This window comes from Pseudanabaena sp. PCC 6802 (assembly GCF_000332175.1).
Taxonomy (GTDB): Bacteria; Cyanobacteriota; Cyanobacteriia; order Pseudanabaenales; family Pseudanabaenaceae; genus PCC-6802.
On record NZ_KB235910.1, the window covers coordinates 86234 to 109386 of the forward strand.

The window sequence follows — 23153 nt, forward strand, 5'->3', positions numbered from 1 at the left end:
ATAAATAATTGTTTAACTTTTGTTATTTCTTAGCATAAACGATTGCTAAGTTATCACCTAAAAATCCGTGAAGGTAAGACCAGTAAAAAACTGTCTTTGCAGATTGAAATCCTGCTTCTTTTAGTTCATCTAAGAGTTGCCAGCCAAAGATTTGGAAACATAATATCCCTTCATCTAAATTTAGTGGATTACCATGATACTCAGGAGGCTCTATATGATTAATCGATCCATCCTGATTTACAGTCGCCCGAATTAAATGCTCTTGCCTATTGGAATCAAACGGTACTGTTAAAAATAAATAACCTCCTGGCTTGAGAACTCTGTAAACTTCTGCATAAGCTTTATTGTATGATGGAACATGTTCCAAAATATCATTAGAAATTAAAACATCAAACATTGAGTCAGAGAAAGATAGATTTGTGATATCTTCATTTCTAACGCCATCTTTCTGGCTTCCCAAAGGAATAGCTTCACCCAGAAATTCACTCCCTACCATATAAGGGTTTAGATCGATTAGATACTGATAGAAGGGAGTTATGCATTCTGTCATATAGACGTTTCCTTTTGTCAGCAAATTCCATAGTCCTTTGTAATTAATTAGTCGAAGTAATCCTCGCAGTCTGTTGTTTAGTTTTGATTCTGAACAAACACACGTTTCACGGAAGTTTGGCAATCTTACCCCTTCAAAATCTAAATAGCTGTAGTTAAAATCAACTTCGTAGTCTACATATTTGTTAAGTAAAAAATGGTATCCTTTGAACTTAAATGGTTTACCAGATAAAGACAGTAGTTTTTCTAGCTGCCGACGCTTCTGGAAAGTGCGTTCCATTTTTTGCTCGTAGTCTTTATATTCACCTAGGCTTTCGACCTCATAATATGGAAAATCCAAAACGAGACCGTTGCTTTTCAGTTGTGTGTCTGAAAAGAAATTTAGTATTAGGGATTCACTTAGTAATTTTGGAAATGATTTTGGTCTGGATCGTATGTTAGTTTGTACACTACGATCTTTATTATCTCTGGCAATGGTACACTCAAGCCCAATTTCGAAGTTGTTCTCACCCACTAACACTATCTTATTATCTAATTGTCTAAACAGACTCTCCAAACTTTTTTGCGTGGACTCCATTGAAAAACATGCGATCGTGCTTTCTGAATTTTGCGCGAGGTGTTCCCATAAGTCTCTATTTTTGTATAGTCGAAGAATTTGTTTGGCGAAATCACTGACTGTATCTGCTACTAATGCATTTTGCTCATGAGTTAACCCCATTCCTTCAATCCCGATTGATGTTGAGACTATCGGTAGTCCATACTCAAGGCTTTGTCCGACTTTCCCCTTCATCCCTGCTCCGTAACGTAGTGGAGCGACAAACACCCTATGATTGAGGAAATATGGATTAATATCCCTAACATAGCCTATGATACTTACTCTGCCGCTTGCTAATCTTTGTACCTCTTGAGGTGGATTGCTTCCTAGTAGTGTTACTTTCACCTCAGGTAAAGCTTCCCATACAAGCGGCATAATAGATTTACATAACCATGTAACAGCATCTACATTGGGCGGATGATTGTAACTTCCTATAAATAAAATATCAGTACGAAGATCGAAGGGTGGTTTCGCACCTGGATAGAATTTATGGATATTTGGGATAACTGCTATTGGAGAGGTAGATTGCTGAATTAGTAATTCTTGTTCATCTTGAGAAACAGTTACGACTAGATCGGCTTGTTCAGCCATCTCTAACTCTAGAACTTGCATTTGCTGCCACAACCTTTTCGCGGTAGCTTTATGTATATCCTCAGGCATTAACTCCCAAGCTCTTCTTAACCTTACGTAGTGTAAGTCAACCGTATCGTAGATGATCTTTATGCTGGGGTTTTGACGAAGTAGCGGTGTGTATTTTTTATTGAGTTCTGGTCGACAAATCCACGCAAAATTGAGGAGTTCAAGCCTACTCTCAATTTGTTTCTCTAAAGGAGTACAGTAACTTTCACAAATATATAAAACCTCAACCCCTAGCTCTTGCAAGTCTGAGGTATAGGGTTGTTCAGGGAAGCAATTATCAGGTGCAAAAATGATGTGAAAATTCAGTCGCTTAAAAATTTCAATTAGTTGGAATAAACGTTTTGAGCCTGATTCCTTATCATATTGAGGAACATAACTGTCAATCACTAAAATAGTCTGTTCCCCTATAAGTCTTCTCGATGCCGGAGATAGATTGAAAGGATTGTTCTCAAAACAGTCTTCTAAAACTTTTTGCCACTTCTTTGCAAATTTTGTAGCATTAATGGTTTGATAGGATTTCACACCACATGTCATATCAGTGCCAGAAGTGGCTCCTTCGTAATGGATTACTTGAGATTTGGGTTGATAAACGACATTTAGGCCAAGGTTGTGCCGAATGAAGAAGCACAGATCGGTATCTTCATAATAAGCTGGTGCAAATAATCGATCGAAACCATTGTTAGCCTTAAAAATACTATTTCTTACTAGTAAACTTGCACCCGAACAGTAATCAACTGGTCTAAGATAGTTATATTCGGGAGCATTAGGATTTGAATTTCTACCATAATTACATCCAGTCGCATCACTCCAGATAATTCCACCAGCTTCCTGTAATATGCCACTAGGGTAAACTAGCTTAGATCCTACCGCACCTACTCGATCGTTAGACTTCAGTACCTCCACTAAGCTTTCTAACCAGTTGGGATAAATTTCTGTATCGTTATTTAGCAAACATATATACTCTCCATTTGCTTTGCTAATTGCTTGGTTACACGAACGCAGGAAACCCATATTGTTTAGATTGCGGATCAGAATCAATCCTTCAACTTTCTCCAAGATTTTGGCTGTCTGATCGATAGAGGCATCATCAACTACAATGATTTCAACAGGTATATCTCGGCTCAAGTTCTTTGCTAAAGATTTGAGACAGTTCCACGTGTATTCTATTTTGTTATATACAGGAATGATAATAGAGACTAGAGGACAATCGCTGCATGGCACTGTTAGCGTGAATGAGTGTGGAAGGTAAGTATTCAGTGCTTCATAAGGGAGTTTTTTTTTACTCTCTCCATCTGAGTGCGTGGGTCATGCAACTCCGGCTTAAATTGCAATGCGATCTGATAAAACACGATTGCCCCATCATCATTGCTTTGTCTAGCCAGTGCATTTGCCAGACCGACGTAAAGATCGGCATCATCGGGTTTGATATCTAATGCCTTGTGGTAGTTCTGCAACTCGTCGGGATTTTCTTGAATTGCCTTGCGGTAACAGGCCAAAGCTTCCTGTAAGTCCCGATTGGCACGTTGCTTCAGCACATGACCGAGCTTATGCTGGGTGTAGGGTAAATCTGGTTGTATCCTCAGAGCATTACGATAAGCTGCGATCGCTCCCTCCCACTCGCCTGAATGCGACAAAGCTTCGCCCAAATTGTAATGCGACCAAACGAAATCGGGATTTAGCGAGATCGCCCGACTGTAGGCATCTGCTGCTGCTTCCCATTCCTCTAGTTTACTAAGCGCATCGCCGAGATTATTGTGAGACCAGGAATAGCGAGGATTAATGGCGATCGCATTGCCATAAGCCTCAACTGCGTCTTCATAACAAGCATTCCGAGTCAAGAGATCGCCTAGTTTATGCTGGATGTCAGAGCGATCGGGATATTGCTCGACAATCTCCTGATAACAGTCGATCGCTGCTTCCCAATCCTCCTGTGCGGCAAAAATTTCACCCATGCCATCATAGGCAGGTAGGTAATTGACATCAACGGAGATGGCTTGACGGTAGCTAGATATTGCCTTCTCATAGTTACCTTGGGCTGAAAACACCTTACCCATACCACCATAGGAAGCAGCACTTTTGGGGTTAGCTTTGACGGCTCGATCGTATGAAGCGATCGCATTTTCCCAATCTTGTTGACTTGTAGCGATTTCGCCCAGATTGTGATGAGCTTGCCAGAGATCGGGATCGACCTGAATGGCTCTTTGGTAAGAATTTACTGTTTTCTCCAATTTTCCCTGTTGCAGTAGCATATTCCCTAGATTGAGATACTCCCTAGCAGTCGCCCAACCTGGCTCTAGTTGGAAGGCACGATACCAGTACTCAGCCCCCTCATTCCACTTCCCTAACTGCATCCATATCTCAGCTAAATGGCGATATGCAGGGGCAAACTGCGGATCGATTTTTATTGCGGTTTGAAAAGCTGTAACTGCTTGCGGCCATTGCTGTCGAGCAGCATGCAGACTGCCCAGGCAATCGTGCAGAACAGCGGAATTAGATTGTAGCTGTAGTGCTTTTTGGTAATAACGCTCGGCATCACCAGGCTTACCAGTGGCTTGGGCCGCTGCCCCTAAAATCCGCCATGCTTGCGATCGCTGGTGTGGAGTATAGTCAGAGCGATGAACCCCATCTTGACAAAGGTCTATTGCCAGATCGTATTGCTGTTTGGATAGATAAAACTCTGCTAAATGGAGAGATGCATCTGGTTTAAGTGTGGGAGTTGCTTTTTGAGGGGGAGGTACGACTTCTTTTCGCAGCGCTGGTGGAGAATTCTCCTGACCCTCGATCAGAGTTATGTCAGGCTGACTCATTCTCAACTCAAGTGCTTTACGGTAGCATTGATTAGAGGCATCTAACTGTCCCAGTTGACTGAGTACAGCCGCAAGATTGAAGTAGGCAGCCATATAGCGAGAATCTATTTGAATGGCTTGCCGATAGGCGGCGATCGCTGCATCCGCCTTACCGTGTCGCCATAAAATATTGCCAACATCGTTTAAGTCCGCTGGTTTTGCTCGCTTGGGTTCCAACTGCAAAGCTTTGAACCTGCACTCGGCAGCTTCGGCAAACTTACCGAGTTGCGTGAAAATTTTGTCAAGATTGCGATACGCGCCGCTAAAGTTCGGTTTTAGAGCGATCGCGCGTTGATAATGAGATATAGCCTGTTCCCAATTCTGCTGTTGGGCATACAGACTTCCTAAATTAGCATGTACCTCCGCAAAACTTGGTTCGATCTCTAACGCCCTAACGTAGTACCGCAAAGCTTCTGAGATCTGCTTCTGCACAGTCAGAGCATTACCCATGAGTTTAAGGCACTGTGCAGATTGGGAATTTATCTGTAGTGCTTTCTGACAAGTAGCGATCGCGTTTTGAGCGTTACCCTGCCGCAAATATGTCTCAGCTTGTTGAATTAAAGACTCTATTCCCACATCAAATGTCTCTGGATTTGCAAGAGTGGGAGATTCTCGCGATCGCAAATCTGCGGATGTTTTTTCTTCTTTACTAACTCCCTTGCTCGCACCATTCCTCCCATTTTCTATAGCGCGTTCTTTATGGAGCAGATTTTTATTTTTTACAGTACTTGCCTGGCGATATAAACCTGCTGCCTCGGCAACTTTTCCCTGCTGCTGCAAAATCTTTGCCAGTTTGAGATAGGCATCGGCAAGATTATTATCCCTCTCAATGCAGGCACGATAGCAATCGATTGCTCGCTCGATCTGTCCCTCAGCTAATAGAGTATCAGCTAACTGCATTAACTCCTGTGGTTGTCTTAGCTGCGCTATCCGTTGTTCAAAATTATTATTGAGGGACATATGCAAATTGCTATTTCTATGAATGATTACAGGACATTGCCGTGAGATTTAGGGCAGGTAGGGTTGGGAGTTGGAGGTTGGGGGTTGGTGCAGGGGGCTAGCATTTGCCATAAATTCTTGTGTTTGATGCCAAGATGGTCGCGCAAATGCTAAATCCTTACAGGGCAGGCAAGAGGTCGCTACCCCTACGCACCTAAAATTATCGGTATATTTTTTGCGCACATCACTCGATTAACTCCATAATTTTGTGTAACTCATTTAAATTAACCAGAATATCTTCGGTAAGCGGGCTAGGATACATAAGTTGCAGAAGGGGATAGCTGTTAAATTCTTTACCCAACAAGTAGTAATGCTGGAGTTGTAGCTGCTGGCTAATCGTCCAAAAATATTGTCTGACATAATGGGGTGAAAAAATCTCTACTATTTGCGTCCCAGCATGGCAAAAAGCAATGTTAGTGAGTCCGCTGCCGTGGGGCGCAACGATCGCTTTGGCACGAGCAAACATAGCAACCTGCTCTAAAAAACTCATGGATTCCAGTACCACGGAGACAAACCCATGCTGACTGAGAACTTGCATCACCTCGGCTTCGTTGAAAATTTTCCGAAACTTGGCCCGCTCGCGGCTGACATAGATGCGTTCGGGATAATGCCTGTCTGCAAGGGCTAAGGCGGGTGGGATAAACGCTTGACGCAAAAATTCCAAAGCCCAGTCGCTCAGCCACCCCAAATATCCGGCAAACGACGGCACGATTAATTGCTCGGCTTGAATGTAGGGCTGGCGATCGCTTTCGATAATTTTCGGCGCTGGTACGCCCAGAATTTCCAAGGTTTGCGACTGAAAGGCAGAACTGCAACTATTAACGACAAACCAATCGATCTCCGCCCAATCTACGCCACATCGTCGCAAAATCTCCAAACGCGGCAGAATATCTACCATCCAGTGAAAGTAGACATTACCAGATAAACCCGACAGCACTGCCACCTTGCCTGAAATAAATTCGAGTGGTGGCAAGGCCGTTTGCCAGAAGATAAGATGCTGCGATGGATCGTATCCCTGACAAATTGGCAGTTGCCCTGGATAGTCGCGCGATAGATCCGCTAGCAAATAATTATCGGCGGTTAGCGTGGCGATCGCGTTGCACACTTGCCAATAACTTTTATGCGGCACGCTCCAGGCTTTCCCTCTGGGAATCTGCTCCACATAAGGGACTCGATTGGGGACAGCATATGGATGCAGCTTTTGCTCGGCACAGCGATAAATGCCATTGCCTAAATGCCAAGGTGCAAACCACTGGCAAACTTCGCGCAGACAGGAATGGCAATTTAGCCCGCCACACACTTTGCGCGGTGGGATGGGTGTCATATCGGCTGGTGGCGACAACGGCGATCTCCCCTCTAACCAATGCGTGACATCAAGGTAGATTCCCTTAATATCCTGGCTCTCGGCATCGATATCCTGCTCCCAACCATCTATATTGGTACTATCCATTTGCCAAACACTTTCGTAACAAGCGATCGCCTGCTCGAACTGCTGTAACTGCTCCAATGTCCAACCCAATTTATATAGAAGCGTGGGAGAATTCGAGCGTGACAATGCCATCTGATAGGCGATCGCCCCATCATCGAGGCGTTTTTGTTTGACTAAACAATCACCCAATTTCTCATATAGTTGAAAAGTATCTGGATAAATCTGAAGTGCCTGGCGATAATAACTTTCCGCTCCTCCAGGATCGCCACTATCAAAGTAAATGTTGCCAAAATGTCGATAAATTGCTCCAAGCTGCCGATACATCTGATGGCGGGCAACTAATTGGTCTGATTGTGGATTTTGCTGGAGAATTTCTAGAAACCTGGCGCAAGCGGCGCGGGCGCAGTCCATCTCATCTGCACGATCGCTGAGATCGTTAGAACGACAGTAACTCAACACAAATTCACGATCCGCATCGCTGACATGTAGTCCCGCTTGCAGGTAAGAGAATGCTAGATCTAACTTTTGCATCGCGATCGCAGAAGCCGCGCATCTGGCATAAGCTTCTTTACAATCGGGATCTAGTGCGATCGCAGACTGGAAACTCGCTACAGCTTGGTCGTGATAGCCAGCCAATTGCCAAGCTTGACCGAGATTTTGGCGCGCGATCGCCATATCGGGCTGTAACTGAATCGCACGACTAAAAGCCGCGATCGCCGCTCCGATTTGCTTCAGTCCTAACAGCGCCCGCCCCAGATTATTATGCAGTGTTGCCCACCCCGCACTAAGCGCTAGGGCATCATGAAATACCCGCACCGCTTCTTGAAATTTCGCCTGCTGGATCAGCAAGCAACCCAAATTAGAGCGGGCATTGAGGTGCTCCGGCTGCAGATCGATAACCCGTTCGTAGGCGACGATCGCTGCATCTAGCCTACCTTGTTGCTCCAGAACTACGCCCAGGTTGTAAATCGCCTTGGTATAGTTCGGCGCGATCGCGATCGCGCGCTGATAACTATTTACTGCCTTGCCCAATTCCTGCTGTTTGTAAAGGGCATTACCTAAGTTGTGATGTAGCGCTGCCCAATCGGGACGTACCTTTAATGCTAGCTGGTAGTGCGCGATTGCCTCCGGCAGGCACTCGATCTGGCTGTACAAATCGGCTAAATAAGCATGTGCTTCGGCTAAGTCAGGCTGAATAGCGATCGCTCTACCATAGGCATCGATCGCATCTTCTACTTTGCCCTGCGCGGACAGAGCCTCACCCATGTACTGATAGGCGATCGCCCAGTTCGGGCGCTCTGCCAAGATTTGCTGACATAGCATCAAGGCTTGAGTATAATTGCCGCTAACTAAGGACTCCTTGACTAAGTCGATCTGCGTCCCTTTAGCTTTCATATCCGAGCAGTTCTGTTAACTTTTACCTACTCTACTGAACTACATGGCTGGCGAGCCTAAAACATTTCCAGCGCTCCCAACAATGCTTGCGTATCTAAACCAGTTGGCAACTGAGCAAAGGCAGTTTCGTTACCAGGTAAGCTATCGGCATTGGAGTACAGCAATCCAGTCGTAGGATCGTAGATTAGTTTTGCCGCACTAGTTCCGGCAACATCAGGAGTGCCAGCTTGCAAGTCATCAGCGGTCAGCGCTCGTGCTATATCGGTACCAAAAAAGATTTGCTTGTCGAGTCTAATTTTGTCTCCCTCAGTAATATTGAAATCTGTCAATGTATCCAGACCTAGCTGCGCGAGACTCGTAGCAGTAGCCCCACCAAAGCTAAAGGCATCTGCACCAGACCCGCCAGTTAGAACATCATTACCGCTATCTCCTGAGAGCGTGTCATTGCCCTCTCCACCCAAAACAGTATCGCTGCCCTCTCCACCGCTGACCACATCATTGTTCCTGTCACCTGAGACTAGATCGTTGCCAGCACCACCTTCTACCGTGTCATCACCCTGACCGCCGTAGACGCTATCATTTCCGCTTCCGCCACTGACCGAATCATTACCCCTATTGCCAAAGACCAGATCGTCACCAGCACCACCATCCAATGTATCGCTGTCTTGTCCGCCATAAAGCGTATCGCTGCCATCCCCGCCGTCAATTGAATCATTCCCCGCGTTGCCTTGCAAAGAGTCATTGCCCTGTTCGCCCGTAATGGTGTCATTTCCAGTAGATCCCCATACAGAATCATCCCCATCCCCAGCACTAACAGTATCGTCTCCTTCATCTGCATCCAGGAAATCGTTACCAGCTAAAAGGTTAATACTGTCGTTCCCACTGCTGCCATTTAGGCGATCGTTCCCATCAGTACCTTGGATGTCCAGTCCATTTTGGCTGTTGGTTACTGATGAACCTGGCTGAGTTGTATCGGTTATTAATGACATTTAGCCCCTCACTCCTAATATCAATAACGGGACAAGTTTAAGTATTTTAGGTTACTGCAACCCATTTTTCAACCAAAAGAGCAGGTTGATTGCTTTTCTAGTTAAGAATTCATGTGTTTATAGACTCATTTTTCGTGAAATTTGGTTCAAAGGTTCAAAGATCTCCACTCTTGTCAAGCTTACCCAAATCCTGTATGGTTAATCTACAGTAAGTAGATAGGATTATCGGAGTTTAATTATGCACCTGGTTTGGCGAAATTTCAGGAAGTGGCTTAGCTTGTTTGGCGTGGGACTGTTTCTTGCGGCGGCGATCGCCGCCTGTGGCCCCCAAGCAAACCAATCTTCCCCAGCCGACCAATCTTCCCCAACCGTTCGCTCCAGCAGCCCCAAAGAAGCCAAAATCACGCTCGTTTCCTATGCGGTAACTAAAGCCGCCTATGCCAAAATTATTCCCTTGTTTGTAGCAGAGTGGGAACAGAAAACTGGACAGAAGGTAACTGTCAAAGAAAGCTATGGCGGCTCGGGGGCGCAAACCCGAGCCATTATTGATGGTTTGGAAGCTGATGTGGTAAATCTAGCATTAGAAGGAGATGTTAATAAGCTGCAAAAAGCAGGCTTGATAGACGAAGGATGGCAAAAAGAGTTACCCAATGACTCCATTGTGACCAAATCGGTAGTGGCGCTATCCTATCGCGATGGCAATCCCAAAGGCATTAAGTCTTGGGATGATGTAGTTAAGCCTGGAGTTGAGATAATTACGGCCAATCCCAAGACTTCAGGTGTAGCGAAATGGAATTTCCTGGCGGTTTACGGTGCGGCTAGAGAAAAACTTAAGGATGATGGCAAAGCCCAAGAATTCGTCCAAAAGTTCTATCAAAACGCCAAAGTCCTGGCTAAAGATGCTCGCGAGGCTACGGAAGTTTTCGCTAAGCAAGGTCAGGGCGATCTCCTGCTCAATTATGAGAATGAAGTCATCCTGGCGGAGAAAGAAGGCAAAAAAATTCCATTTGTCGTGCCGACCAATGTAAATATCTCAATTGATACGCCAGCCACCGTAGTCGATACCAATGTCAAAAAACACGGTACAGAGGCAGTAGCCAAAGCTTTTGCCGAGTTTTTATTCACCGCACCTGCCCAACGGGAGTTTACTGCACTTGGGTTTAGATCTGTCCTGCCAGAAGTGGAAAGTGAAAATAAAGATCGGTTCCCCAAAATAGAGAAACTGCTGACAGTTAAAGACTTTGGTGGTTGGGATGGTATTGAGAAGCAATTCTTTGCGAAAGGAGCCGTTTTCGATCGAATTCAAGCCAGCTTAGGTAAGTAATTCCTAAGTAATTCCAAAGCTAGGGTGGGCAGTGCCCACCTTACTACATATATTCTCTAAGAACTGTAAAAGATAAACATACTTCAGGAGAATTATTGCCTTGGCAATAAAATAGAATGCAATCTATAGAGCAGCATAAATAATAGATGGATGCTTAAAGTAACTCCTAATGTGGGCAGGCAATCTCTGCAATTTCTGCAGTTGAGATAGCAATCTATGTTTTAATTGACCCAGGTTTCGCGTCAGAGGTTTGGCGTGAACTCCCTGTTTCACATCACCATTGAAATACTCTACTGGATTCAACTGCGGCGCATAGGAAGGCAAATAAAATAACTCGATCTCCTGGGAGTGCTGTTCTAACCATTGCTGCACGGGGCGCTCTCGATGGACGGGATGGCGATCCACGATCCAAAACAGTTTGCTTGAACGCTTGTCAATCAACCGTTGCAGAAATTCAATAAATACTGGGGCTGTCAAGGTACAGGTGTAAAGCATAAATTGAATCGTGCCTTGATTACTGATGCTAGCAATGAAATTCAACCGTGTCCGCTCGCGTTTACTAGGACGAATTTCAGGGGGATGCCCCTTGGGTGCATAACCTCGCCCCCCATACTCATCAGAACTGAGTCCCGATTCATCTCCCCACTCGATTTCGGCACCTTCTGCTTGTGCCCGTTGCTCAATCGCGGGATATTCTTCCTGTAACCAGTGTTTCACGGCAGCGGGGTCTTGCTCATAGGCACGTTCGATCGGCTTCTGGGGGCTGTAGCCCCATCGTTTGAGGTATTCCCCCACTGTGCGGATTGGCATCTCCACACCTAATTCTTGCTCGATTAAGGCTTTTACGGCTCGTCTACTCCACAAGGCGCTCTCGATCTGGTATTCCTCCGGGCTGTGTCCCCGCAGCATTGCTTCAATCGTTGTTTCCTCTGAGGCACTTAAACTGCGCCCTTCCCCTACCTCTCGTCCTCGTCGCTGCTGAAACAGGGCTGCTTCTCCGTAATCTTGATACGCCCACCACCACTCCGTAATCGTGTTACGATGAATCCCCAGGTACTCACTAATATCACATACTCGTTTCCCTTGTTCTCGCAACCGGATCGCTTGCTGTCGAAGGTAATTTTGCGTCTCTATCGATAGGTGTCGGCCATCTGGTTTATCCATGTCAAACCTCCTTGTGCCTTTACTTCTATTATCCTATGCTTTCTTTTTCATTGCCGGAGCAATAAAATGTTTGCTGAAACTCAATACAATTGCTCGTTTTCTGGATATGGCTCGGAAGATGCGATCGCTAATTCAAGCGATGTTGACTCAGACGACACAAGACCTACTCGTGCTAATATCACCGTTCGTATTGCTAAAGACTATCATCAGGAACCAGTAATTTCTCATCTCATCTCTAAGTACGGCGTAACTGTAAATATTACAGCAGCTCTATTGGGTGAGAATAAACAGGAGGATGGTTGGTTTAATTTAGAACTGCAAGGTACGAATCGACAAATCCGCAGTGCCTTAAACTACTTAAATGAACTTGATGTAGAATTTTGGCACCAAAATACTTCCGATCGCCATGAGGGATGGTAATGACAATATCGTACGACACTAAACAGCGCAAAATTCCCTATGCCTGGATTGTCACCTGGGTCTACTTGATCTTCATGCTGTTGATCCCAATAGCAGCTTTGATTCTCAAAGCTGCTACCGCGCCACCAGAAGAGTTTTGGAAAATTGTCTCCAGTCCGGTAGCGCTGTCAACCTACGATGTTACGTTTGTAACGGCCTTATTTGCCGCACTGCTCAATGGCTTATTTGGTACGCTTTTAGCGTGGGTACTGGTGCGCTACAGTTTCCCAGGCAAAAAGATTATAGATGCGGCAGTCGATCTGCCGTTCGCTCTCCCAACTGCTGTAGCAGGTATTACCCTAGCTACGGTTTACAGGCCCGATGGCTGGATTGGTGCCTTATTCGCCCCATTTGGCATCAAAATTGCCTTCACTCGCCTTGGCGTGTTCATTGCAATGGTGTTTATTTCCCTACCATTTGTGGTGCGGACGCTTCAGCCCGTTCTGCAAGAGATGGAGAAAGAAATAGAAGAAGCCGCCTGGAGTTTGGGAGCTACCAAATGGCAGACTTTCTGGCGCGTGATTTTGCCGCCGTTGATTCCTGCCATCCTTACAGGGGTAGTCCTGGGTTTTTCTAGAGCCGTGGGTGAATTTGGTTCGATTGTAATTATCGCTGCGAACTTGCCCTTTAAGGATTTGATCGCTCCCGTCTTGATTTTTCAACGACTGGAGGAATATGACTATGTCGGTGCTACAGTTATTGGCGCGGTATTGCTGGCAATTTCGTTAGTAATGATCTTGATTATTAATTTCCTACAGCGATGGGGACAAAAGTATGGTTTCTGAATCTATTTCTGCTGTTTCCGATCGCAGTAAAACTCGCGACTCGGGCTATTGGGTCAAATTTGCACTGATCGCGATCGCCGTTCTCTATCTCGGTTTAGTACTGCTTTTCCCCGTCCTCAATGTTGTAGTTGTAGCATTTTCCAAAGGTGTCGGTCCCTTCTTCAAAGCATTGACAACAGAAGATTTCCTGAGTGCCGCACGACTGACATTAATTGTGGCAGCGGTCGCTCTACCGCTTAACACCATTTTTGGACTGTGTGCTGCTTGGGTAATTGCCCGCAATCAGTTTCGGGGCAAAACTTTGCTGATCAGTATTATCGACTTACCTTTCTCCATCTCTCCCGTGGTTGCAGGTCTAATGCTCGTCATGTTATACGGCAGGGTGGGATGGTTGGGGCCATTCTTGCAGCAGGCTAACTTCAAAGTAATTTTTGCCCTGCCCGCCATCATTCTGGCCAGTGCATTCGTGACTATGCCGTTTGTAGCTCGCGAGGTAATCCCCGTGTTAGAAGAAATCGGTAGTGCTGAAGAAGAAGCAGCTAAAACTTTGGGTGCCAGCGATTGGCAAATCTTTTGGCGCGTCACCCTACCCAATATTCGCTGGGGGTTACTTTACGGTCTTCTCCTCACCAATGCCAGAGCCATGGGAGAATTTGGCGCAGTCTCAGTGGTATCGGGGGGTATTGCAGGCGAGACGCAAACCCTACCTCTATATGTGGAGGAAGCCTACAAAAACTACCAATCTCAAGAGGCATTTGCGGCATCTTTAGTACTGGGGTTGCTGGCATTAGTTACTCTGGTATTAAAGGAAATCCTGGAACGACGCACGCATCACTCCAGATCTTGAATCAACTATGCGTACGAGTAGGCTGGCCTTCCTAGGGTTGTGATGTAAACCACGGCTTCATCGACTGGAATACCCAGAACCTCATTGACTCGATCGTCGAAGAACCCTCCGATGCCACTGGCTCCCAGCCCCAGGTGAATCGCGGCGAGATTTAACCGCTGTCCCAAATGCCCCGCATCCATGTGCAAATAGCGGTAGACGCGATCGCCATATTTAGCCACTGCTTTATTGAGATCGGCAGTGTGAAATAGAACGACAGCAGCATCGCGGCCTAGATCTTGTCCCAAGCAGAGATAATGCAACTCTTGCTTGAAATTTTTGAAACGAATCTGGCGCAGTTCCTGTGCTTTGGGAGCGTAGTAATAACATCCCTCTTCCAAACCAGTTACGGCGGAGACCGCAATGAAAGTCTCGATCAGACTGAGGTCGAAATAATCGGGATGCGGAGATAGACCCTGCATCCCATAGTGATGGGGGTGATAGGTGAAATCCAATAGGGCATTCAGTTCGCCTAAATCTAGATGAGCGCCGCTATAAGCACGGGTAGAGCGTCGCCGCAAAATGCTATTTTCTAAACCTTCTAGTTGCTCGCCCCAATCAATGGGTGGCGAGACTGTAGATATCTTCGTACAGAAAGGGAAGTTATATTTGTCGGAGCGATCGGATGTATCTGGATCTGGTGCGTTGGTCTTTGATGTACCTGACTCTGGATCTAGTAGCGATCGCGACGCATCTGGCTCTAAAGCAGTTTCTGATGGTTCGGGATAAATCTGAGTGGCAAGATGAAGAAATTCTAAAAGCTGACCGTCGGGAATGCGCGGATATTCCGTAATTGTCTGCGAAGAAACCGCAGAAGATGCAGTTGCTGGGATATCGTCCTCATCTTCCGTCACATCCGTGAGGGGAACGATTGCGATCGCGCCTTCCTGCGATACATCAAGATAAAGTAATTGATTGACCGCCTCGTCGTCAAACCCCCCAATCAGATAAGGACGAAACCCATTGAGCGCGCAGGCTAGTTCGATATTGCCTAATAAATGGCCTGTGTCTAGACAAATACGACGATAGGCTCGATCTTGATAGCGCCATGCCGATCTAAAGAAGATGGCAGTAGTAACGATCGCCATGCGCGTGCTCTCTACGATCGGATTGCCCAGACAGGCTTGTTTAAAAGTACTCCAAACGCTGTTGTCCTCCCAAAAATGGATAAGAGAATGGGACTGGGGCTGATAGTTGTACAACCCCGCTGGCAAAATTGGCGTACCACCCGAGATCAGGTATACTTCCGCCGGATACAGTCCCCCGGCTGACGGTGCTGCCCGCAGAAAAATTGCTTCCCCCGTCATGGTTTGAACCCTTGCTGTTAGTCCATAACTGCAAAAGAGCAGGTGCGACAAGCGCCGCCACCTGCTAGTCAATAGACCGTCGCGATCCACTTGAATTTCTTCATTGAGATAGGTTTTGAGATCGTAAACCTTACCGAGTTTATACTCTTTATAGGGTTGGGGCTGAGTACTCCAATCTAAGCCGCGATTGTGAGCGGCTATAGTTTCGGGGGCGTACTTGGTACGTTCGTGATAGTGCTGAGCGATCGATGCTCTGGAGGCTGATGTGTCTGGCATGGTGAGGAGTCATTCTGGATGACAGATCTAGATGACGGAGGTGACCGACTTATGTTTGATAGCGGTGGGGTGATAAAATTATAGTCCCGATCGGCGTAGCTATAGCGGTTTTCAGATCGGAAGGATTAGGGGGATGGGGGCTGCGCCCCCAAGCAGGGGTGAAACCCCTTTACCCCAAACATAAAACCCGTTCTCAATTAAAAAACGCTATATATGGCAACTTGGCAATGTATTAAAAATTGTGGCGCATGTTGCCATCTTGCCCCCGACGATCGCCCGGATCTTGAAGAGTATCTGACCGATGAAGAATTGGCTCTTTATTTGAGCATGGTGGGCGTGGATGGTTGGTGCGTTAACTTCGAGCGCGCCACGCGCCTATGCCGGATCTACGACTCGCGCCCGCGCTTTTGCCGTGTCGAGCCTGAGATATTTGCAGATATGTATGGCATTGAACCTGAAGAATTAAATGATTTTGCCATTCAATGTTGCCACGAACAAATTGAGGCAGTCTACGGCGATCGCTCTTTAGAACAAATCCGCTTTGAGCAAGCAGTAGGTTTGCGGTCTCTATAGCGCTCCGATCTCGCAAAGCCTTCACGGGCTTCTTGCCAGGCAAGCTCGTAGATTACACATTACAATTTGTGATGTGAGTTTGAAAGGACGTACGGTGAGGCATCATGTGTCAGTTGCTGGGGATGAACTGTAACGTACCCACGGATATTTGCTTCTCATTTGAGGGGTTTTGCGCGCGTGGTGGTAAAACAGACGACCATAAAGATGGATGGGGTATCGCCTTTTTTGAAGGCTTAGGGTGTCGCGTATTTCTGGATGATAAGCCTTCTAGCCTATCCCCAGTCGCTGCATTCATCCGACAATACCCGATTAAATCCACGAACGCGATCGCGCACATTCGCAAAGCCACAATTGGGCCAGTGGGATTAGATAACTGCCACCCATTTCAGCGGGAGTTGTGGGGGCGCTATTGGGTGTTTGCTCACAACGGCGATCTACCAACTTTACAGTTCGATCGCGATGGTTTTTACCGCCCTGTGGGACAAACCGACAGCGAGCAAGCATTTTGCCTGCTCCTCAATCGCATGCGGCAGCAGTTTCCCGATCGCAAGCCCACCATCAAGGAGTTGTATCCTGTCTTGCAAGAAATTACCCAAGCGATCGCCAGTCATGGCATCTTCAACTATTTACTGTCTGATGGCGAACACTTTTTTGCTCATTGTTCCACCAAACTCTGCTATATTCTGCGTCAAGCTCCGTTTGCAGCAGCTCATCTGATTGATGAAGATATCACGGTGGATTTTCAAGAACTAACCACACCAAGCGATCGAGTAGCGATCGTTGCTACCACCTCATTAACCGATAACGAAGCCTGGATATCGCTCCAACCTGGCGAACTGTTAGTATTTCAAGATGGTTCGCCTCTCAATCTGAGAGCCTGATATTTCAATCTGGAAGATGGAAGTTTGTACCAGGGCAGGTGCGGGTTTTCATGGTGCTCCCAATGATAACCAAAGTGGTAGCAAGTAATAAACGACCAGAACCTGTTGTAATTAGAGCTTCTAGCTCGATGGCGATCGTCGAAACCTTTGTCCAGTTGTCTATGCGGCAAGAAAGTGCCAAAGTAAAATAATTGAATTGAACTGCATAACATCGGCAGAATCCAAAACAGGATTAAATTGCTGCTGGCAATATGACAGCCCATGCTTAAGATAGAAAAAACGCTCGCGATGCCAACGAGTACAATCCAAAGTTGCTTCCCATGTAGATATCCTTGCATAAACTTGAAATACCAGGGCCATAGACCATTTTGAATGTCTTTCTCAGGATCGATATGGTTGTTGCCGCGATCGCTTTCACAAAAATCTGGATCGTCAGCGCTGGCTGGGTAACGATGGTGCAGGCGATGTTTCTTCGCCAGGGCTTGGTAAGATAGAAGCGCGTAAACCGCTGTCGCAATCGAACCAATTAAATCGTTTATCTTACGATTTTTGGGCAACACAGTTCCGTGCATGGCATCGTGGGCTGTGATAAATAAGCCAGTGTGCAAGAAAGTACGAGCGAAAACGGCCACAGCTACTTCCCAAATCGTTATCCTGGATGTATCGATTAAGAGGAGCAAGACTAAGCTGACCGTCCACGAAAATAAAATTAACAGAGCAATGGAAATTCCTGCGATCGCGCTACAATCATAGGGCTGGCTTTTCAAATTCATCATCCCCCTTCGCATATACTATCGAGCGCGATCGCCATGTCGCCCTAATTTGGATATTTAACAACTTCTCAACTGGAGGCATCAGGCGAGTTTCGTCGATCGCTTTTCAAATTGGCACGAGTTTGAAACGAAGAGGTTTCTCTCCTGGTTCAAAGTTCAAAATATTACAAAACTTCACGAAAAGCAATAAAACTTCATAAATATCTCCCAAAAGGTTTACGAACGGGAGTTAGCTAGCTAGGTTATCGGTGAGGGGAGTGGCTGAACGGACATCTGGATTAAGTTCAGAATGCCACTGTGATATGGCTAAGGCGATCGACTGACTTGCGTTTAACTGTAGCCGGTGTCAAAAAAATCAGACATGTGTTGACATTGTGTATACAAAGCCTTTATATTATTTATATTAGAGGAGTCTCTTATTTAAAGAGGTAAGCGCTATGTACGACTCAGCCTGTGAAGGGTCAGTTAGCCGGACCCGCGATGTCACAATCAATATCCGAGCTAAACAAAGCCAACGAGATGTAATCGATCGTGCGGCTGAAGTGCAGGGCAAGAGCCGTTCAGAGTTTATGCTTGAGTCATCTTATCAGAAAGCCCAAGACGTTCTTCTAGACAGGAGTTTCTTCGGGTTAGATGAACTTAAGTTTAAGCAGTTTGTCGCGTTGCTGGATGCGCCACCTACGCAAGATGAGAAGTTACACACATTGCTAACAACCAAGGCTCCGTGGGACTAAGTCAAGATCGAGATAAGCTTTACCCGCCCGAAAAACTGAATTCGTCACATTGGATTGAAAGCTTTGACTCAGGGAACGGTCAACTAGATAACTGGCTGAAGCACCGTGCCCTGAAAAATGAGTTAGAGGGGGCTTCACGCACGTATGTACTCTGCACTGGCAAGGTAGTTGTTGCGTACTACTGTCTTGCCAATGGAGCAGTGGCACAAACTGCTGCAACAGGTCGAGTTCGGCGTAATATGCCCGATCCGATTCCAGTTATGGTGATTGGACGACTAGCGGTTGATAGTCACTGGCAAGGTAAAGGTATCGGGCGTGCTCTACTGCGAGATGCAATTCTTCGTACTCTGCAAGCTGCCGAAATTGCAGGAATACGTGCGATTCTAGTACATGCCATCTCGGAGGATGCGAAGCAGTTTTATGAGAAGTGCGGTTTTGCTGCTTCACCTCTCGATCCAATGACACTTATGGTGAAAGTTAACGATGCTCATGCTTCACTTGGTTTGCAAGCCTGACAGTGCTTCGGTGTTTCTAGGGATTCGATTGATTGTCGAGCGTTCGGGCGCTGAACCGGAACGGAGCATGGGTTATCTGCTAGGTCGCAAGCATTATCGCCGTCCGGTTAGCCCAGCCATTATACGGTCAAGTGAAAGAGGGAGGGGTATGACTTGCACGTTGCTAAGATTTAACTGCAAGCCCCTAGGCAGCACCGCCAAATACTTCAATATTCTCAAATAGACAGATTGGCGAGGCATGACCGACGCGAATTACTTGATTGGGTTCGCCTTTACCGCAGTATGGCGAGCCGTATGCTTCCACAGTCGAGCGATCGCCTACTTTGGTCAAACTCCGCCAGAACTGGTTGGTAATACCGCGATAGTTGGGATTGCGTAAGGTTTTTGTAATTTTGCCATTCTCAATTAATTGGGCATATTCGCAACCAAACTGAAACTTATTGCGATAGTCGTCGATCGACCAGGAGCGATTGGAGTGCATGTAAACTCCATGCTCGACCGAGCCAATCATCTCGTCAAGCGTGCTTGTATGCGGCTCCAGGTTAATATTTGCCATGCGATCGATGGCGGGTCGATTCCACGAGCACGCTCTGGCATTTGCTACGCCAGCAATTTGCGATCGCGCCTGACTCTCATAGCTACCCAAACCGCGCAGGAGCAAACCATCTTTAATCAAATACTCCCTAGTTGCCGCCATTCCCACATCATCAAAGGCATAGCTGGCATATTCCCCCGACACCGTAGGATCGAAGGTGACATTCATTAACTCAGAGCCGTACTGCAAGGTGCCAAAGTCGGAAAGCTTGACAAAGCTGCTGCCAGCATAGTTGCGCTCGTCACCCAAAATGCGATCGATTTCGAGGGGATGCCCGATACTTTCATGGATCTGGAGCAGCATTTGATCGGGAGCCAGCACCAACGCCGTCGTTGTATTGGGACATTCCTCCGCCGACAGTAGTTCCAACGCCTGTTCGCCCACCTGCCGAGCGCGACTTAAAACCACCTGGCCATCAAGCAGTTCCATGCCCGCTTGATGGCAGCGGGCAAGCTGACCGTTATCGCCCCGTCTTTGCACGATGCTGCCATCCTGGGCAGTGGCAGCGAAGTCGGTGGCAAGTAGGAGAAATTTTTGCTCGATATCGGAGCCATTACTGCTGACAAACCTCACTTCGGTTTCAGTGGTAACGGCATAGGCAGTCGTTTTGACAATTTTGTCCGACACCTTAAGCGCGTGGCAAATTTCAATTAATAGATCGTTAATTTCGCTGGCAGCGAGCGCGGAGATCGGCTTTAAAAATGGCGAACGATACGACCCCACAGCCTTCGGTCTTTGGGCAGCCGTGAATTTGTGAACCGCCCATTTAGAAGCAGCGATCGCCTGTTGGCAGGCACGCTCCGCCGCTGCTTGGATGCTGGAGCGATCGAGGCAATTCGTACTGGCATAACCAAACTGCCCGTTGGCAAGCACCTCCACCATGACACCGTGGGTGTTACTACGATTATTAGATTGAGGCTTACCATCTCTGATGTAACGTGAGGTATTGGTTTCCTGAACCTCACGCAGTCCTAACCACTCAACTGCTTGCTTGCCGGATAGATCGATGGCTTCTAGCGCTTGCTTAGGATCGAATAGCATTAAATCTCAGTATTTTGTGAACTAATTACATATTAACGAGAGCTATTACCCTAGTTAGCTTTTTTTCATCAAGCCCATCTAGATCGTTGAGGCTAAGCCAGCCTTCTCTCACCAATTGAGCAAAAACGAAGATGAGAACTGAATACCTGTAATCGTACTTACCATCTATATCATGCCTTTTAGCACTTAAGTAGTCGTGTAGATTCCACATGTCTTGCAGTGTAAAAGTGCCACTTACTTTTTCTCTAACTTCACCTAATAAAGCATTAATTTCTCGCTCGTATGCCTTATCAAAAGCCAATTTTGCTATTGCTTTCTCAGTCTTAGACCATTCAATATCTACTTGCATTTTTAAAAGTCAGAATTAAAATTAACAGATTTATATTGGGTATTCGGTTAAGCGCGATCGCTAGTTTTGTAAATTGTTATGTAAGTATAATAAGTTTTATTGCAAAATGCTATAGCTAAAACTTATATCTTTACGTTCCTCACCAAGAAATTATTTCCACCTGTAAACTGTTTATTGATGGACTTTATGTACGGGCAGGCTGGTTGACTGACAAAAGTCTACTGCCCTCACCTTAAATCCCTCTCCCAGGGTGGGAGAGGGACATGGATTTTTACAGCAACAATTATTTTGGTATACAGCGGTTTTCAGATCGGAGGTAAGTAGGGGTTTGGGGGCGTTGCCCCCAAGAAGGGGTTCCATCCCTTCACCCCGATCGATAAAATCCGTTCTCAATTGAAAAGCGCTATATCGCAACAAATTTAGATTTAGCGTAGGGTGGGCATTGCCCACCAGCCTTAATCCAGCGACATTCGGCTAAAACTTATTCTAGCGAGCCAGATTCAAAAGTTCTTTAGGAGAAGCGAGCAAATCGATCGCGACAAAGTAAATCTTGTTGCTGGGGCTGAGCAGAAATCTCCAGGCCATATTCATCCCTACACCAGCGCCAAACCAGGGGGTTTGCACTTTACCCGTGACTTTAATTTGGGTATAACCGTCAGCAGCAGGCTCAACTACACCCTTTTCTGGCATTAGCTTCAGGTTTTGACAGTCTTCTCTAAAAAAGCGATAGACGGCATCTTTGCCAACAATTGGTCTCTGGAAGGGAGGTTGCAGAGCACCGTCAGCCTCGAATAATTCAATCAAAGCATCGAAATCGTTTGCATTCAAATTATTCATGTAGCTCAGAATAGTTTGATTGTCAACACCATCAATCTTAACCTGAGTGCGGCTAGCCACATCCTGTGGCAGAACAATAGGTTCGGAAACTCTGTTATAGCCCCCCAGCTTATTCGTGTCGTATCCCATGTCAACCACGGCATTGCGCAAAATCGTAATTTGCTGACCGGGATCGCCCCCTCTAATTGCTTGCAAAACTGACGACGCATTGGCAGAGAGCTTATAGCCTTCTGGAATTGGTGCCACAATTCCCTGCTCCATCCACTGACCGAGTTGATACCAGAATCCTAGCTTGATGTTGGCCGACCAGGTGGCGTAGGTGCGGCAAATAGGGGTATCAGCGCGGTTTGCCAAATCGCACATGACCTGAGATTGTTGCTGGAATGACATTTGACGAATCTCATTCATCGTGATTTCCGCAAACTGCATATTTGCAGCTCCAGGAGCTGCAACGGTAATGCTTTTACCCATTTCCAGATAGGCGAACCAAATCAAAGCAAGCTGGTCTTCAGCGTTAAGTTGACTGAAGCGGGCGATCGTAGCGGGCACTACATCAGCAGAAAGAGTACCAGGGAAGATCCCACGGGCTGAATCAATTGTGAATGGCATAGTAGAATCCTTACTCTGTAGAGGGTTTAATTTAAGGTTGAGCGATCTCTTCAAAAGGCTCGTGCGAGCTAAAGTTGAGACCCAGACAAACTTTGTTACGAAACTTAACAAAGCCGCAATTAGAAACTTAATATATCTTTACAGTTTTGGGAATACTACTTTATCCATAGATATTAGCTTGGCATTCTAGACCCAGAGCAGTATGCAGATGAGAGACCGCGATCGCAGTCATAAGCCAGCAAATATCAATCTTATTTACATCTGTCGGATGAAACATTCTATAGTTAATACCAATTTGAACAGTAAACACAACAGATCGAACGGGGTGAAGGGGTAGAACGCGGCAGTGGCTCTAGCGGGGAACCCCCAAGACCGCCCTGCCTCCCCTTCGTGGGGGCGTTGCCCCCACCCCCCATCCGCAACCACAACAATTGAAATTGGTATAAGTTACGGTTAAGCCTGGTTAAAGTATTAGAGATTTGCCTGTAAGATCTCGATATAGCGCTTTTCAATAGAGAATCGGTTTTATCGTTCGGGGTGAAGGGGTTCCCCCCCTTCTTGGGTCAATGCCCCACCCCCCCTACCTGTTTCGATCTGAAAACTG

General features: G+C 46.4%; 18 protein-coding genes. 8 read left to right on the plus strand and 10 right to left on the minus strand.

What is annotated here, in order from left to right:
* Nucleotides 1-22: 22 nt before the first annotated feature.
* From PSE6802_RS30600 to PSE6802_RS27190, 4 genes are all read right to left on the minus strand, one after another.
* Nucleotides 23-3004: a glycosyltransferase gene (locus PSE6802_RS30600; protein ID WP_071592239.1), complete on the minus strand. Its 2982-nt coding sequence runs from the start codon at nucleotides 3002-3004 to the stop codon at nucleotides 23-25.
* 32 nt (nucleotides 3005-3036) lie between these two features.
* Nucleotides 3037-5589 carry a tetratricopeptide repeat protein gene (locus PSE6802_RS0100445; RefSeq protein WP_019498103.1) on the minus strand — a complete coding sequence of 851 codons (2553 nt, stop codon included), beginning with the start codon at nucleotides 5587-5589 and terminating at the stop codon, nucleotides 3037-3039.
* A 223-nt stretch (nucleotides 5590-5812) separates the two neighbouring features.
* Nucleotides 5813-8452, minus strand: a complete 2640-nt coding sequence (locus PSE6802_RS0100450) for a tetratricopeptide repeat protein (RefSeq protein WP_019498104.1) — start codon at nucleotides 8450-8452, stop codon at nucleotides 5813-5815.
* A 56-nt stretch (nucleotides 8453-8508) separates the two neighbouring features.
* A complete protein-coding gene (locus PSE6802_RS27190) occupies nucleotides 8509-9441 on the minus strand; it encodes a calcium-binding protein (protein ID WP_019498105.1) in 933 nt (310 codons plus the stop codon).
* A 238-nt stretch (nucleotides 9442-9679) separates the two neighbouring features.
* On the opposite strand from PSE6802_RS27190, the gene PSE6802_RS0100460 reads away from it, so the two are divergent.
* A complete protein-coding gene (locus PSE6802_RS0100460; protein WP_019498106.1) occupies nucleotides 9680-10765 on the plus strand; it encodes a sulfate ABC transporter substrate-binding protein in 1086 nt (361 codons plus the stop codon).
* Nucleotides 10766-10888: 123 nt separating this feature from the next.
* Here PSE6802_RS0100460 and PSE6802_RS0100465 read toward each other — a convergent pair whose 3' ends face one another.
* A complete protein-coding gene (locus PSE6802_RS0100465; protein ID WP_019498107.1) occupies nucleotides 10889-11929 on the minus strand; it encodes an IS630 family transposase in 1041 nt (346 codons plus the stop codon).
* A gap of 66 nt (nucleotides 11930-11995) precedes the next feature.
* Between PSE6802_RS0100465 and PSE6802_RS0100470 the strand changes: the two genes are divergently transcribed.
* Genes PSE6802_RS0100470 through cysW form a run of 3 tightly spaced genes read left to right on the plus strand, consistent with a single transcriptional unit; the run spans nucleotide 11996 to nucleotide 14020 of the window.
* The gene (locus PSE6802_RS0100470) at nucleotides 11996-12349 is read left to right on the plus strand and encodes an NIL domain-containing protein (protein ID WP_019498108.1); all 354 of its coding nucleotides are present in this window, start codon (nucleotides 11996-11998) and stop codon (nucleotides 12347-12349) included.
* Nucleotides 12349-13173, plus strand: a complete 825-nt coding sequence (gene cysT, locus PSE6802_RS0100475; protein ID WP_019498109.1) for a sulfate ABC transporter permease subunit CysT — start codon at nucleotides 12349-12351, stop codon at nucleotides 13171-13173. Before PSE6802_RS0100470 ends, cysT begins: the two co-directional genes overlap by 1 nt.
* The gene (gene cysW, locus PSE6802_RS0100480) at nucleotides 13163-14020 is read left to right on the plus strand and encodes a sulfate ABC transporter permease subunit CysW (RefSeq protein ID WP_019498110.1); all 858 of its coding nucleotides are present in this window, start codon (nucleotides 13163-13165) and stop codon (nucleotides 14018-14020) included. The genes cysT and cysW overlap by 11 nt, the downstream gene beginning before the upstream one ends.
* A gap of 5 nt (nucleotides 14021-14025) precedes the next feature.
* Here cysW and PSE6802_RS0100485 read toward each other — a convergent pair whose 3' ends face one another.
* Nucleotides 14026-15642: a SagB/ThcOx family dehydrogenase gene (locus tag PSE6802_RS0100485; RefSeq protein ID WP_019498111.1), complete on the minus strand. Its 1617-nt coding sequence runs from the start codon at nucleotides 15640-15642 to the stop codon at nucleotides 14026-14028.
* Between the two features lie 213 nt (nucleotides 15643-15855).
* Between PSE6802_RS0100485 and PSE6802_RS0100490 the strand changes: the two genes are divergently transcribed.
* Both PSE6802_RS0100490 and PSE6802_RS0100495 read left to right on the plus strand, forming a co-directional pair.
* Entirely contained in the window at nucleotides 15856-16215 is a 360-nt protein-coding gene (locus tag PSE6802_RS0100490; protein ID WP_019498112.1) for a YkgJ family cysteine cluster protein, read from the plus strand.
* A 104-nt stretch (nucleotides 16216-16319) separates the two neighbouring features.
* Nucleotides 16320-17096 (plus strand): class II glutamine amidotransferase, encoded by a 777-nt coding sequence (locus PSE6802_RS0100495; RefSeq protein WP_026102962.1) that lies wholly within the window; start codon nucleotides 16320-16322, stop codon nucleotides 17094-17096.
* Here the strand turns inward: PSE6802_RS0100495 and PSE6802_RS0100500 are convergent.
* The gene (locus PSE6802_RS0100500; RefSeq protein WP_162139181.1) at nucleotides 17063-17872 is read right to left on the minus strand and encodes a fatty acid desaturase; all 810 of its coding nucleotides are present in this window, start codon (nucleotides 17870-17872) and stop codon (nucleotides 17063-17065) included. The two genes, PSE6802_RS0100495 and PSE6802_RS0100500, sit on opposite strands and share 34 nt — an antisense overlap.
* Before the next feature lie 434 nt (nucleotides 17873-18306).
* Here PSE6802_RS0100500 and PSE6802_RS0100505 point away from each other — a divergent pair, with 434 nt between their 5' ends.
* Nucleotides 18307-18603 (plus strand): type II toxin-antitoxin system TacA family antitoxin, encoded by a 297-nt coding sequence (locus tag PSE6802_RS0100505; RefSeq protein ID WP_019498115.1) that lies wholly within the window; start codon nucleotides 18307-18309, stop codon nucleotides 18601-18603.
* Nucleotides 18594-19118 (plus strand): GNAT family N-acetyltransferase, encoded by a 525-nt coding sequence (locus PSE6802_RS0100510; protein WP_019498116.1) that lies wholly within the window; start codon nucleotides 18594-18596, stop codon nucleotides 19116-19118. The genes PSE6802_RS0100505 and PSE6802_RS0100510 overlap by 10 nt, the downstream gene beginning before the upstream one ends.
* Nucleotides 19119-19302: 184 nt before the next feature.
* Here PSE6802_RS0100510 and PSE6802_RS0100515 read toward each other — a convergent pair whose 3' ends face one another.
* The 3 genes from PSE6802_RS0100515 to PSE6802_RS0100525 all read right to left on the minus strand — a co-directional run bounded on the left by PSE6802_RS0100515 (nucleotide 19303) and on the right by PSE6802_RS0100525 (nucleotide 22549).
* Nucleotides 19303-20754, minus strand: coding sequence for a TldD/PmbA family protein (locus PSE6802_RS0100515; RefSeq protein WP_019498117.1), 1452 nt, complete (start codon nucleotides 20752-20754; stop codon nucleotides 19303-19305).
* A 25-nt stretch (nucleotides 20755-20779) separates the two neighbouring features.
* The gene (locus PSE6802_RS0100520; RefSeq protein ID WP_019498118.1) at nucleotides 20780-21103 is read right to left on the minus strand and encodes a hypothetical protein; all 324 of its coding nucleotides are present in this window, start codon (nucleotides 21101-21103) and stop codon (nucleotides 20780-20782) included.
* A 486-nt stretch (nucleotides 21104-21589) separates the two neighbouring features.
* On the minus strand, nucleotides 21590-22549 hold the full coding sequence (locus PSE6802_RS0100525; RefSeq protein WP_019498119.1) for an orange carotenoid protein N-terminal domain-containing protein: 960 nt from the start codon (nucleotides 22547-22549) through the stop codon (nucleotides 21590-21592).
* Between the last annotated feature and the right edge of the window lie 604 nt (nucleotides 22550-23153).